Origin of the sequence: Variovorax sp. LjRoot290 (assembly GCF_964253985.1) — a bacterium.
Lineage (GTDB): Bacteria > Pseudomonadota > Gammaproteobacteria > Burkholderiales > Burkholderiaceae_C > Variovorax.
Window position 1 is genome coordinate 1,004,778 of the sequence record NZ_CAXURW020000002.1, and the last position, 13,004, is coordinate 1,017,781.

Consider the following 13,004-nt stretch of genomic DNA (forward strand, 5'->3'; position numbering starts at 1 on the left):
TTACATGCCCATGCCGCCGTCGACCGGCAGGCCCGCGCCGGTGATGAAGCGCGACGCGTCGGAGCACAGGAACACCACCGCATCGGCCATGTCGGCGACCTCGCCGAGGCGGCCTGCCGGCGTCTGCTCGATGATCGAGCCCACCGCCGCTTCGGGGGATGCGAACAGGCCCGCGGCGACCACGTCAGCGGCCAGCTTCATGCCCATCTCGGTTGGCACCAGGCCCGGATAGATGCAGTTCACGCGCACGCCGTAGCCGAGCTTGCCGGACTCCATCGCGGCCACGCGCGTGAGCCGGTCCACGGCCGCCTTGGTGGCCGAGTAGCCGGCGATCGCCGGGAACGCGATCGTCGCCGCGACCGACGAGATGTTGACGACCGCACCGCCTTGGCCCGCCGTGCCGCCAGGCCGCATTGCGCGGAACGCATGCTTCAGGCCGAGGGCGGTGCCGACGATGTTCACGTCGAGCATGCGGCGCAGGTCGGCGGGGTCTATTTCGGTCACCAGCGCAGTGACCTCGATGCCGGCGTTGTTGATCAGGATGTCGAAGCCGCCGAGCGTGTCAACGGTGGCCTTCACCGCGGCGAGCCAATCGTCTTCCTTCGTCACGTCGAGCTGCACGAAGCCGGCTTTTGCGCCGCTGGCTGACAGCTTGCCCGCCGCATCTCGGCCGAGCGACGCGAGCACGTCGCCGATCATCACCGACGCGCCTGCGGCTGCGAGCGCCTGCGCCATGCCTTCGCCGAGGCCGCGCGCGCCACCGGTGACCAGGGCCTTTCGGCCGCTCAGGTCGAACTTGTTCATGGATGTCTCCTGTTTGATTTGGACAGTCGTCAAGGAAATGGAAATTGATCCTAGGAGTCGTCTTGACAACTGTCAAGCGGGTTTTGGACAAGTGTCAAGACGCGCGGATTGCGACACTGGTGCGACGCGCGAAGTGCTCCTTACAATCGCCGCATGGCCACCGTTCCCCAGCCCCGCGACCACAAGTTCGCCGAGCGCCGCGCCGAGCTCGGCGAAGCCGCGCTGCAGACGCTCGCCGAACTCGGCTATGCCCGTACCAGCCTGCGCGAGATCGCGCAGAACTCCGAGTTCTCGCACGGCGTGCTGCACTACTACTTCACAGACAAGCTCGACCTGATCCTGTGCAGCGTGCGCCAGTACAAGGCGCGCTGCGTGAAGCGCTATGACGAAGTCACGGCCACGGCGACGACCTACGACGAACTGCTCGACGGCTTCGTCGCTGCGCTGGGTGACACGCTGCGCAAGGAAGCGCCGATGCACCGCCTCTGGTACGACCTGCGCGCGCAGTCGCTGTTCGAGGAAGCGTTCCGCGCCGACGTGGCCGAGATCGACAAGAGCCTGGAGAAGATGATCTGGCGCGTGATGTCACGCTTTGCCGAGATCACCGGCGAACCGGTGCGGGTGCCGAGCAGCGTGGCCTATGCGTTGTTCGACGGGTTGTTCCAGCAGAGCCTGTTGAAATACCTGTCGGGGGACAAGAAGGCGGTGGCGGCGATGCAGGCGAACGTTCGGCTGGTCGTGTCTCGGCTTGTCGGCGTCGAGCTTCCGGTTAAGCCGCGCCGGAGTGCACTGGCGCGTAAGCGCCTGAACACAGCGTGAAGCACGAAGTCATCTCGCATGCCCCCCCCCGCTCGAGGCTGTTGGTATTCGCGGCAGCTGCCGCGTCGGGATGTCAGCGCTGGGCAAAGCAGCTCAAGATCACGTACCCGAAGAAAAGCCACGTCAACAAGCAGTCGGACTTCGAGGACTTGAAAGAAGGTCAGGTTGTTGAGGTTGCAAAGAGCGCTCAGATCTTTAGTGTCCGCCGCCAAGACATTGATCAAGAAGATCGATAAGCGGAACACTGCCGCGCATCCGTCTTCGACAATCGTCATGCCTGTGACGGCAGACGAGGTCATTGCTGGCCTCGTACAAAACATCATTCTTAAGCCTACGCTTTAGCCTTGGCTCTGGACTTGCACGGGTAGATGATCGTCAATGACCGCTGCCAGTCTGAAGACAGCTATGCAGCGAAGCGGACTGTCTGCCTGGAGCGTTCAAGGCCTTGGCGGCTGATAGTCGGGCCCAACCAGATTCTCGCGTGACCGGGCGCATGCGCTACCTCTATCATCACAATTGTCGATTGCCGAGCTCTCAAAACTGCCCAATACTTGATCAATCCGATTAAGGATGGCCACTTTGCACGACCTTCGCTCTTTGCGCCGCTCGTGGCGGCCAGCAACGCTATGAATACGCCCACCGCGGCGAGCCGGCTGCGCCAGTTCGACGACTTGCCCGGCCCACACGGTGTGCCGGTGTTCGGCAACCTGCTTCAGATCGACTCCACTCGGCTGCACCTGCAACTTGAGCAGTGGTGCGAGGAGCACGGGCCGATCTTCAAACTGCGCCTGGGCCCTCGCCGCGCGGTGGTGGTGGGAGACCATGAACTGATCGCCACAGCCCTGCGTGACCGCCCCGACGGCTTTCGCCGTACCACCAAGCTCGAACAGGTTTGGACGGAACTCGGTCTTATGGGTGGTGTGTTTGGTGCCAACGGCGACACTTGGCGGCGCCAGCGACGCATGGTGATGGCCGCCTTCGATCCCGGTCACGTGAAGCGCTATCACCCCGCACTGCAGCGCGTTGGACTGCGCCTGGCCCAACGCTGGCAGCAGGCCGCGCGTCATGGCACCACCATTGATCTGCAGGCCGATCTGATGCGCTTCACAGTGGACGCGATTGCCGGTTTGGCGTTCGGCGCCGAGGTCAACACGCTGCAAAGCGACGAAGATGTGATTCAGAAACACCTGAACCGCATCTTTCCGGCCGTGTTCAAGCGCATCTTCGCGCCACTTCCGCTGTGGCGCTGGTTCCCGTCGGTCGAAGATCGCGCTCTGGTGCGCAGCGTGGCCGAGGTGAATGCGGCGGTCGACGGCTTCATTGCGCAAGGGCGCAGGCGACTACAGGCGAACCCGGCCCTGCGCGAGCACCCATCCAACCTGCTGGAGGCCATGCTGGTTGCCGCTGACGAACCCGACAGTGGGATGGACGACAAGCAAGTGGCAGGCAACGTGCTCACCATGCTACTGGCCGGAGAAGACACCACCGCAAACACGCTGGCTTGGATGATCCACTTGCTATGGCAAAACCCGCAGGCTCTGGCCGAGGCCACCGCCGAGGTGCGCCGCGTGTGCGCCGATGGCGAGCCGCCCACCGTCGACCAGATTGGTCAACTGGACTATGTGGAAGCCTGCGCCCACGAAACCATGCGCCTGAAGCCCGTGGCTCCGCAGAACGCCATGCAAGCCCTGCGCGACACCACGCTGGGTGACGTGCACATCCCGGCCGGCATGGTGGTGATCGCGGTCATGCGGCGCGACGCGGTGAGTGAATCCCACATTCGCGATGCCGGCCGCTTCAACCCCGAACGCTGGTTGGCCGACGGCCAACCCGGGCAGAACGCCAGCGCCGCCAAGCGTATCTCCATGCCCTTCGGTGCTGGCCCGCGCATCTGCCCCGGGCGCTACCTGGCCTTGGTTGAAATGAAGATGGCGATGGCGGTTCTGCTGAGTCGCTTCGACATCCAAAACGTGAGCACGGCCGACGGCAAGGAGCCGCGCGAACTGCTGCAGCTGGCCATGGCGCCGGTGGGATTGAAGATGAATGTGCGCGAGCACGGCATTAACGCTGAGGCCTGAAAAATCGCGCTCGCCTCCTCGTCAGGGCGTTGGCCAGTCGGCAGCGCGGCGTTACCTTGGCGATGCGTAGGCATCGTGTGCGTCGGCCCCGCGCAGTCTCGGCGGTGGTCGCTGCAAAAGCGGAAGCTGACCTTCGAGCCTGGACCGCGAACTCGAACTGTCGGCCCACTTGCGGACCTTCATCTCGCTGACTCGAATGTCCCCTTGCGATGCAGGCGGTCATTCGATAGTTCCAGCTTCAGTTCAGACTCCGGCCTAACGGCCGACCGTCATCCGCGCAAACGCATCGAATCCGAAAACCTGTCCGTCGGTTGCACAGGAAACCATCCAAGGTGCGGGCGTGTGAGCGCCCTCGCCTCCAATGCTCCGGGTTCGACCGCAAGAGCACGGCACGAGAGGGTGCTTCCGAGCTTTATGCGGCCCTTTGTCGGCCACCCCATGGAGACGCAAGTCGGTGTCGTCGATGCGCGGGACCAACGGGCCGCGGCCCGCTCGGACCTCCCGGGGCGGCGTTCGCACGTTGCACAAACCAACGTGGCGCGCCGCACGTATTTTGAACCGCGACTGTTCAGCGCAGCGTGGCCTCGCCGCGCGTGGCACACGGCTTGCATGCCGCTCCCTCGGATAACATTCACGCTAACAGGCCGCCGCCTCCATGGGCTTCCATCTTGGACGGCTTCCCTGAACAAGGTCTTTGGATTTGGGCACCGAGAACGCTTTCGCCGAACTGGGATTGGCACCTGACGCGACCGAGCGCGAGGTGAAGGCGGCATGGCGCCGGCTCGCCTCGCAATGGCATCCGGACCGCAATGACAGCGCCGGTGCTGTTGCCAAGATGCAGCGCATCAACCAGGCATTCGAAGAGATCCGCCGCGCCGGATTCGGTGCCCGGGCGAACGCCGACGTCGACACGCCCGGCGCGCCGGACAACAACACCCCCGACGGATTCGACGCCGACCAAGCTACGACGGCATCCCGCGCGGCCGGCACGGAACGGCAGCGCCGGCCCCTGCACCGCAAGGTCAGGATGACTCTGGAGGAAGCGGCCGTCGGTTGCATCAAGGTGCTGCGGGGCAAGGTCACCGACATCTGCGCCACCTGCGCGGGCGCCGGGCACCAGGTGATGGGCGGGAATTGCGCTCGGTGCGGGGGGTCGGGCGCGATCCCGAAGCGCTCCTTTTTCGGTTGGCCCGCCGGTGTGACCGAGTGCGAGGCTTGCTTGGGCGGCGGCATCGCGAGGCAGCCGTGCGCGGCGTGCGGCGGGGTCGGCAAGAAGGCGCCGCGCGGCTACAAGATGAACGTGCGCATTCCGCACGGCGTGCGCGATGGCGATCTGCTCCATGTCGACGGACGGCGCGTGCGAGCCGAAGGCCCTCCCGCCGACGTCGAGATTCGCGTCGAGGTGTCGGAGCACGCGTTCTTCAAGCTCGACGACGACGGCACCATTCGATGCGAGATGCCAGTCGATGGATTCGCGTGGATCGCCAATCGGCAGGTCAAGGTGCCGACCGTCACCGGCTTCCAAGCGCTGCAGCTGAGCCGCGACCGGCTGTCTTACCGCTTGAAGGGCCAGGGCTTCCCGGTGCAGTGCCGCGGCACGCGTGGCGACCAGCTGGTCACGCTGGCGCCGATATTTCCGCAGCTCAGCACCGATCAGCAGATCCTGCTCGACCAGCTCTCGGCCACCAGCTCGGGCGCTGGCGGAGAAGCATTGGACGACCGCCTTCGCGCATGGAATCGGGGGCTACGCGCCTGGGAACGAGGCCTGTAGACGGCGGTAGCTGAGCCGGCAATGGACCGCGGACCGTGCCCCCCGGGCGCGCGGGCTAGTGAGGGAACGAAATGACATTGCACCGTTTTCTCAAGACACTCGCAATAGCCCAGGCGCCTCATCGTCCATTGAAGATCTTGAACCGCAGACCTCTCTCGTCGACATTGCAGACCTTCAGACTGACAGCTCGAAAGGCGGCAACGGGTCTGGTGCCGCGGCACAGTCTTCCCCACCGTTAGGGCCGGACTCGCAGCCAGAAGCGGACGGTCGCCGCCGCCACCTGAATCCGCGTCGCCGCGCGCAACAATGAGTGTAGAAATGGATTTGACGCAGGTTTCCTTCACCGGCCCCAACCTTGATACTCAGTCGCCGGTGCTCGAGCGCCTACCGACGGAGTTTGCCGAATATGGCGGACTGCACGTGCGAGGCATCTGCTCAATATGGGCTTCGCACCTGCTGTCCTTCAAGAACTTGGGCATATCATCGAAGTCAGAAGCAGATCCCCCATGGCGCAGCCGACCAACAACCAGAGCATCACCCCGGAGGTACGACCGGTCACCGAAGAACTGGACCGCTTCGCGAGCCGTCCCGACGTGTTGTGCGTCCTGCGGCAGGCGGCCGCCGATGCCCGCGAGAAATTGCAGCAGAACCCGAACATTGCCGAAGCCTTTGCAGCATTGGATCTCTCGTGTCTTGGGTGCCCAGTGCCCGCGGCGATTGGTAGCGTCAGAGTCGTGGTGAATCGCGGCGCCGGCGGCGCAAGCATCGAGCGGCATGTGAATAGCACGCAGTATCTGTTTGCCCTGGATGGCGCCATGGAAACGCACGTCCAGACAACGGACGGCTGGCGCGTGGATCGTTATGGGCAAGGCAACCCAGCCGTACTGGAAAATCGATGGCACGTCGTTCCGCCCGGGGTTTGGCACAAATCCACCGCCCCCGGAGCGCGGAACTGGGGTGTCGTGGCTTTCCATTCCGCACGCAACGTGAGCGACGAGTATCAGTGAAGGCTCAGCCTTGCCCCGCCCTCCCAAGCAACTCGCGCGCCTCGATCAAGTCAGCCGCATCGAAGCCTTCGGTAAACCATTCATACACGGAGGCAAGTTCGAGCAAGGCCTGCGCGTGCCCGCCATGGAGACGCGCCAACCGGACCATGCTGACGCATGTGCGCAATTCAAGAGACTTGGCGCTTTGCTTCCTGGCGATGGAAAGAGCGCGCTCGAAGCAGGTCTGCGCCTCGGCGGCATTTTCCGTGGAGAGGGCAAGAAGCAATTCTCCCTTGACGCGAAAGAGCTCAGCCTCCCACCAATACGTACCCATCTCGCTGGCGAGGCCCAGCGCCTTGGTGACCGATTCCAGTCCCTCGGCGATTTGTCCGGCACGCGAGAGCGCCTGAACCTGCAACAGCAGGAATAGCGGCTGCCAGACCTTGGCACCGGTAGCCTTGTACGCTAACAGCGCCTGCTCGATGTGGGTGAATCCGCTTTCGGTATTGCCTAGCTCGGCCTCGGCCCATCCTTGGACGATCAGGCCGTGGACGAGCCAGCTCGGGAAACCCTGCTCGGTGGCGAATTCGGTCGTCGCTTCGGCCGCTTGCAGAGCCAGCGACGCTTCGCCGCGGAATTGATGGACCCATGCCAATGAAGCCATCGCGTACGCGAGGCTGAACGGGTGCCGAGGCGTTGCCGCATGCGCCGCCCGCTGCGCTTGCGCAACGCCCGCAACCGCCTGATCCGGGTATCCCAACAGCCACAGCGCCAGCGCCCCGAAGGCAAGACAGGAGATCCTCGGATCCCGGCCCAGGCTGTCGCGCAGTGCGTGATCGTGCACGTCCTCGTAGCGCTGAACCGCCAGCTCCATATGCGACCTGCAATCGATCAGGTCGCCGACCCGAAGCAACGTGAGTCCGAGCAATTCGTGGCCGCCCACAAACAGCTCGGTTTCCAGCCTGCGCTCGGCCAAGCCCAGAAGTTGCTCGCCGATATCGCGCGCCAACCGCAGTTCACCCCGATTGATGTACAGCAACCCCAATCCTGAAAGCACCCGAACGAGGTCGGCGCTATCGGTGGTGTCCTGGCATAGTTCGCGGGCCCGCTCGTAGGCTTGGGCGACCTCCGGCACCGCGAAGCCGCGCGTCGCCATCCATGCGGACCCGAGCATCGATTGAATCTGCAACTCGCGCGAGCCACGCCCCGCCGGATCGGCAAGTCCCGGCAGCATGGTCAGCGACGAACTGAGATGATCGATTGCCGTAGCGTAGGCGGAGCGTTGCATCGCTTGCGATCCGGCGCGCATCAGGAAATCGACCGCCTTCGGCACGTTGTCGCTGCAAGCATAGTGATGGGCAAGCTCGCTGCAGTGATCGTCCAGGTGATCGCTGAAATGCGCTTCCATCGCTTGCGCCGCACGCGAATGCAAGATGCGCCTGGTGTCAGCCAGCAGCTCGCCGTAGGCTGCCTCCCGGGTGAGTGCGTGCTTGAACACGTATTCCACATCGGGGAACACCGTTCGCTCGAAGATGAATTCGGCACTCTGCAGGCGGTCGAGCATATCCTGGAGCTGCGTTTCGGAACTCAGCGCCACACGCTCGATGAGACGCAGCGGGGACGCATTGCCGAGCACCGCAAGCATCTGTAGAAACGCCTTGTGCTCGGGCTCCAAGCGGTCGATGCGGGCCGCCAACACGCCCTGCACCGTTGCGGGCATCTCGATCGTCGCCAATGCGCGGGTGAGCACGATCTCTTCACCGCGTCGCATCAGAACACCATGATCGAACAGGGTCTGAACGTACTCCTCCATGAAGAATGGATTTCCCTGCGTCTTCTCGACAATGAGCGATTTCAGCTCGGCGAGCGCGGGAGCTATTCCGAGCAAGGCGATCAGCAACGCTTCGGCATCCTCACGCCCGAACGCTTTCAAACGCAATTGGCTGTGCGACGTGGCAGCGTCCCAGCTGGGTTGGTACTCGGGACGATAGTTGACGAGCAGCAGGATGCGCGCACCTTCCACGGCGCGGCCGAACATCGTCAGGAAGCTCTGACTCTCGGCGTCCAGCCAGTGCAAGTCCTCCATCACCATCAAGACCGGCTGGTTGACGGCTTCGCGCAGCACCAGTCGCTGAATTGCGTCGAACGTTCGGCGGCGCCGAATCTGCGGGTCCATCTTGTCGATCGGCGCGGCAGGATCCCTGACGCCCAACAGGGTCAACAAGAAGGGGATCGTGTCATCGAGGCTGCGATCGAGCCCCAGCACGCGGCCGGTCACCTTCTCCAGCTTACGGCGGTCGTCGTCGCCCGGCGCAATCTGCAGATAGCTCTTCAGCATGTCAATCAACGGCAGGTAGGGAAACGCCTTGCCGTAGGAGTCCGAACTGCATTCCAAGATCAGGCAGCCCTCTTTCGCCAGCAGCTTGAACTCGTGACACAGGCGCGACTTGCCCACGCCCGCCTCGCCGATGACCGCGATGATTTGTCCTTCGCCCGCCTTGGCCAACTGCAGCATCGCCTGCATCCGTTCGAGCTCGTGCTGGCGACCGACGAACCGTGCCAAACCGTGGCTGGCGGACACTTCGAGGCGGGTACGCAATGGACCGATGCCCGTGACCTCGAAGAGGTTGACGTTCGCACTGACGCCTTTCAACGGGACGCTGCCCAGGCTGCGAAACTCGAAGTAGCCCTCCGTCAGGCGATGGGTGGATTCGCTGACGACCACTGCGCCGGGTGCCGCGACGTGCTCAATGCGAGCCGCCAGTCCCGTCGAGTGCCCGATCGGAACATAGTCCGCACGCTGGTCGTCGGTCGGGATCGAACGCACGACCACTTCACCGGTATGGATCCCCACCCTGATCTGCATGGCGGGCAGCCCGTATTCCCGCAGCAGCCGGGCGCCGTACCCTTTCATCTGCTCCTGCATGCTGAGCGCCGCATAGAGAGCCCGGCGGGCGTGATCCTCGCGCGCGATCGGAGCGCCGAAGAAGGCGAAGATGCCGTCACCCAGCGCCTGGGCAACATAGCCTTCGTAGCGGTACACGGCAGTCATCATCAAGCGCAGTGCCGGATCGATCACCTGCCGCGCGAGTTCCGGGTCCATGCCGTCGAGCAGCGCCATCGAGCCCTTGATGTCCGCGAACAGCGCGGTGATGATCTTGCGCTCGCCGACGTGCTGCGTGAGATGTACTGCGTGGCCCAGCCGGAACCGCTCGGCCAGATACGCGGGAACGTACGGATCCGCCGCGACAGCCTCGGTCGACACGCCAGGACGCGCAGACGGCGAAGGTTCAAACGTCGTTGCCGCAACGACCGCCGGTTGCGGAGTCAGCTGCGTTCCGCACTTACGACAGAACCTGCTGGCTGCCGCATTCGCGGCATGACAGCCGCTGCAAATCAGCTCGAGCTTGGCACCGCAATCCTGACAAAAGTTGGCATCGGCCAGATTTTCACATTGGCAGCGGGGACATTGCATTCGCGGCTCCCAGTGATCTGGTGGCGCAAGAAGCCGAGAAACGACAATGCAGTACTGTCACACAGGACGATCGTAAGCGGGCAGGCCAAAGCACTCTTGCAGGACGGTTTCCGTGGAACGCAATGCACCGTCCACCCAAGCTTGTTCATCCGAATACGCTTCACCGCAAATGTAGACCTTGCCCTTGATCGGGTTCTGCAGCCGCGCTGCGATGGCCTTGTCGTCCGCGCCGATCACCCACGAGTGATCGCCGTCCCCGAACTCCGGCGAGCCCCAACGCACATAGGTCGACAACAGCGGATCCGGCAAGGCGTTGTCGCCGAAGAACTCGGCAAGCTGCCGCATCGCCTGCTCGACCACGAACGTACCGGCCGGCGTCGTGTGCTTGGGTTGCGTCAACCCATCGGTAGGCGCGAAGGGCTTGCCCAACTTCTGCAACTCCTCCCAATATGTGGTGCGATCGAAATCGCAGTAGATCGTCATCGACGCCGGCCCTTTGTCGTCATTGGCCGCAATGGGCCAATAGCAGTAGAACTGGGCCATCGGCAGATCGGTGAAAGAACCGCCTGCGGCAATCTTGTAGCGGTCGAACCACCACCGCTCCTTGAAGTACAGGTTGATCTTCGTGAGCGGCATGGTGGTGACGCTCCGGATGTCAGCCATGAGCTGACCGTTGTCGCGCAGGGCCGGACATTGCGAGGAGAGGAGCTCGAGCGGACGGCTGGGCAGCGCGAGGACGAGTTGCGGACAGAGAAAGCGCGTCGTCCAGCCGTTGTCAGTATGGGCTCGCACGTTGAGCAGATTCTTGTCAGTGACGTCGAAGTCGAAGGCATCGACGTAATGTCCCAGGAGGATCCTTCCTCCCATTTCCTTGATCTGCTGCGCAAGCGTGTCCGACAGCGTTTCGTAGCCGGGCCGTAACGTTAGATAGTTGGGCAACTTGTCGAAGTCACCCATGGTCTGGAAGCCGACGCCAGCGTTGACCTTTTGGTCATAGAACGCGAGGAACCCCATCGAGTCCTCGATCATCTGCAGGCATTCCTGAGAAAGACCGAAGTCGACGAGCAATGCCCAAAAGCCCCATTTGTAAAGGGGCAAGCCGCGATAGCTGAATTCGAGGCGAACCTTCTGCCAGTCCTCGGGGGTTTGCGGATACCACTTCTTCGGATCGACACCATTCTGTGTCAGCACCGTGTCGAAAATCTCTTGAAGAATCTTGTTCGGCTGGCGCTGTTTCTCCTGGTCACGCAGGAAGTAGCGGGTGCTCCAGAGGTCGGGATCGGTCGCCATGGCGCCAAAGGTGAAGCGGCGACCACGCAGGTAGTAGATGTTGTTGTCGTCCCCCATGTTGAACGGCATGATGTCCTTGTCGAGCGCCAGCGTCTTGAGCAGCCACATCAAGTTCTTCATGCTATCGACAAAGCGCATGCCGCCTTCTTCGTTCTTGACCAAGGTGCCGTCGATGACGACGAGATCGGTATCCAACCGTCCGCCGGGGCGATCGAGCATTTCCAGGATGACGATCTTCGTCGTAGGCTTGTGCCTGAGCATCCGCCAAGCGAAGTACAGACCGGCCATGCCGGCGCCAACGACGACAATGTCTGGCTGAATTGCCTCTGCCGTATTCGATTCCGTCATCTGTGCCTCCCGGACCGGTTTGCCGTAGTGAGGTATGCGTGACGCAGATCGTACGGCCAGGGCGACTAAAACGCGGACTTTCGCACTCTTGTGGAACCAGATGTTACGAAATCGTACTTACATTTGGCCGCTACGCGATTGTTCAGCGATGGCAATGGCTCCGGCAGCAAGTACCGTCAGCGACGCCGGCCGCAGGAGCTAGGTTTCGATGAGCACTCGATCAGCGCCGCGCCCAGCAGGATGAAGCCGGTGCGCGCCACCAGCGCGATCACGATGCCGATCAGCAGCGCCTTCTGTTGCTCCTCGCGCGGCACCTTGAAGCTGGACATGATCACCAGGAAGACGAACACGTTGTCGACCGACAGCGCCTTCTCCGTCAGGTAGCCGGCGAAATACTGGGTGCCGGGCTCGGTGCCGCCGAGCACCCACACCATGACACCGAACAGGACGGCCGCGCCGATGTAGGCGGCCGACCGGCGGGCGGCTTCGGCGTGCGTGGGCACGTGCGCCGTGCGGATGTGGAAGAAGTAGTCGAACAGCAGCAGGGCGACGATCAGGGCGATCGTCACTTCCCAGACCAGCGGGCCGTGAGTCATGTCGCACTCCTCGAGGAGCCTGAATCCGATGAAAGACACCGCGGGCTGACCATGCCCGCGGCCCGGCCGGGCCGCTACCGCTCGGCGCCGCCCGGCGCTAGTATTGCCGCATGCAACGCTTGCTCATTGCGCTGGGCGTGCTCCTCGTCGTCGCGGGCCTTGCCTGGCCCTGGCTGTCGCGGCTGCCGTGGGGGCGCCTGCCGGGGGATTTCTCGATCGAGCGTGAAAGCTTCAGCTTCCATTTTCCGCTGATGACCTCGCTGATCGTGTCGATCGTCCTGAGCCTCGTCGTCTGGTGGTGGTGGCGCAAGTAGGCTTCGATCCCTCAAGGCGGGATCTCCTCCCTGAAGATCACCTGGCTGCGCGTGCTCTCCACGCCAGCCAGCGCCTCGCGGCGCGGTTGGCAAATCACTGCTGTATTCCCGAGGTGGCCAGATCGGCCTGGACCATGGCACCACTTCTCCACAACATCGGGTTAGCAATGTCCGAGACGCAGTGCGATATCGGTCCTTTCTCTGCAGCCCTCGATTGGCGGCGCTCGGGCCATCAACGACCTTCGCGGGTGACCGTTCCCGAGAAGTCGAGTTGTTGCCTCTGACATCCTGCTCATCGCGCACTAGCGCCAGCGCCACGCGGCAGCGCTTTTCAGCTCCGCGCGCATGCGAGTGGGCGCCATGAGTCGCGAACAATTGACGATTGCTGACGCTGGACCACCTACGAATGGCCAAGGCCTGGCTCGACCGGGATGCGCGGCTAGCAGAAGCGATGCACCGCTCCAACCTGAAGAAGACAGTCGAAAACTGCGAGCAGAACTTCGTCAAGTGAGGCGTTGGTGAG

Annotated in this window: 11 protein-coding genes; 7 read left to right on the plus strand and 4 right to left on the minus strand. The window is 63.2% G+C overall.

Features of this window, described 5'->3' with window-relative positions:
* A complete protein-coding gene (locus ACSQ9A_RS33895; protein ID WP_436307167.1) occupies positions 1–804 on the minus strand; it encodes an SDR family NAD(P)-dependent oxidoreductase in 804 nt (267 codons plus the stop codon).
* A 153-nt stretch (positions 805–957) separates the two neighbouring features.
* Here ACSQ9A_RS33895 and ACSQ9A_RS33900 point away from each other — a divergent pair, with 153 nt between their 5' ends.
* The 5 genes from ACSQ9A_RS33900 (at position 958) to ACSQ9A_RS33920 (ending at position 6,479) form a co-directional block, all read left to right on the plus strand.
* Positions 958–1,623 carry a TetR/AcrR family transcriptional regulator gene (locus tag ACSQ9A_RS33900; protein ID WP_436307168.1) on the plus strand — a complete coding sequence of 222 codons (666 nt, stop codon included), beginning with the start codon at positions 958–960 and terminating at the stop codon, positions 1,621–1,623.
* Positions 1,620–1,859: a hypothetical protein gene (locus ACSQ9A_RS33905; protein ID WP_436307169.1), complete on the plus strand. Its 240-nt coding sequence runs from the start codon at positions 1,620–1,622 to the stop codon at positions 1,857–1,859. Before ACSQ9A_RS33900 ends, ACSQ9A_RS33905 begins: the two co-directional genes overlap by 4 nt.
* A gap of 390 nt (positions 1,860–2,249) precedes the next feature.
* On the plus strand, positions 2,250–3,701 hold the full coding sequence (locus tag ACSQ9A_RS33910; protein WP_436307170.1) for a cytochrome P450: 1,452 nt from the start codon (positions 2,250–2,252) through the stop codon (positions 3,699–3,701).
* Between the two features lie 700 nt (positions 3,702–4,401).
* Positions 4,402–5,472: a DnaJ C-terminal domain-containing protein gene (locus ACSQ9A_RS33915; RefSeq protein WP_436307171.1), complete on the plus strand. Its 1,071-nt coding sequence runs from the start codon at positions 4,402–4,404 to the stop codon at positions 5,470–5,472.
* A 506-nt stretch (positions 5,473–5,978) separates the two neighbouring features.
* On the plus strand, positions 5,979–6,479 hold the full coding sequence (locus tag ACSQ9A_RS33920; protein ID WP_436307172.1) for a hypothetical protein: 501 nt from the start codon (positions 5,979–5,981) through the stop codon (positions 6,477–6,479).
* A gap of 4 nt (positions 6,480–6,483) precedes the next feature.
* Here the strand turns inward: ACSQ9A_RS33920 and ACSQ9A_RS33925 are convergent, their stop codons facing one another.
* The 3 genes from ACSQ9A_RS33925 to ACSQ9A_RS33935 form a co-directional block, all read right to left on the minus strand.
* Positions 6,484–9,933, minus strand: coding sequence for an AAA family ATPase (locus ACSQ9A_RS33925; RefSeq protein WP_436307173.1), 3,450 nt, complete (start codon positions 9,931–9,933; stop codon positions 6,484–6,486).
* Positions 9,934–9,990: 57 nt separating this feature from the next.
* Entirely contained in the window at positions 9,991–11,571 is a 1,581-nt protein-coding gene (locus ACSQ9A_RS33930; RefSeq protein ID WP_436307174.1) for a flavin monoamine oxidase family protein, read from the minus strand.
* Positions 11,572–11,747: 176 nt separating this feature from the next.
* Positions 11,748–12,167 carry a TerC family protein gene (locus ACSQ9A_RS33935; protein WP_436307175.1) on the minus strand — a complete coding sequence of 140 codons (420 nt, stop codon included), beginning with the start codon at positions 12,165–12,167 and terminating at the stop codon, positions 11,748–11,750.
* Positions 12,168–12,277: 110 nt separating this feature from the next.
* On the opposite strand from ACSQ9A_RS33935, the gene ACSQ9A_RS33940 reads away from it, so the two are divergent.
* A complete protein-coding gene (locus ACSQ9A_RS33940; RefSeq protein WP_093111088.1) occupies positions 12,278–12,481 on the plus strand; it encodes a DUF2905 domain-containing protein in 204 nt (67 codons plus the stop codon).
* A gap of 382 nt (positions 12,482–12,863) precedes the next feature.
* Positions 12,864–12,992 carry a hypothetical protein gene (locus ACSQ9A_RS33945; protein ID WP_436307176.1) on the plus strand — a complete coding sequence of 43 codons (129 nt, stop codon included), beginning with the start codon at positions 12,864–12,866 and terminating at the stop codon, positions 12,990–12,992.
* Positions 12,993–13,004 lie beyond the last annotated feature (12 nt).

What these genes read in the sequence shown, in the direction of transcription:
- ACSQ9A_RS33920 (WP_436307172.1), top strand. Translation starts at nt 5,979, where the DNA reads ATGGCGCAGCCGACCAACAACCAGAGCATCACCCCGGAGGTACGACCG.
- ACSQ9A_RS33935 (WP_436307175.1), bottom strand. Translation starts at nt 12,167, where the DNA reads ATGACTCACGGCCCGCTGGTCTGGGAAGTGACGATCGCCCTGATCGTC.
- ACSQ9A_RS33930 (WP_436307174.1), bottom strand. Translation starts at nt 11,571, where the DNA reads ATGACGGAATCGAATACGGCAGAGGCAATTCAGCCAGACATTGTCGTC.
- ACSQ9A_RS33895 (WP_436307167.1), bottom strand. Translation starts at nt 804, where the DNA reads ATGAACAAGTTCGACCTGAGCGGCCGAAAGGCCCTGGTCACCGGTGGC.
- ACSQ9A_RS33940 (WP_093111088.1), top strand. Translation starts at nt 12,278, where the DNA reads ATGCAACGCTTGCTCATTGCGCTGGGCGTGCTCCTCGTCGTCGCGGGC.
- ACSQ9A_RS33910 (WP_436307170.1), top strand. Translation starts at nt 2,250, where the DNA reads ATGAATACGCCCACCGCGGCGAGCCGGCTGCGCCAGTTCGACGACTTG.
- ACSQ9A_RS33925 (WP_436307173.1), bottom strand. Translation starts at nt 9,933, where the DNA reads ATGCAATGTCCCCGCTGCCAATGTGAAAATCTGGCCGATGCCAACTTT.
- ACSQ9A_RS33900 (WP_436307168.1), top strand. Translation starts at nt 958, where the DNA reads ATGGCCACCGTTCCCCAGCCCCGCGACCACAAGTTCGCCGAGCGCCGC.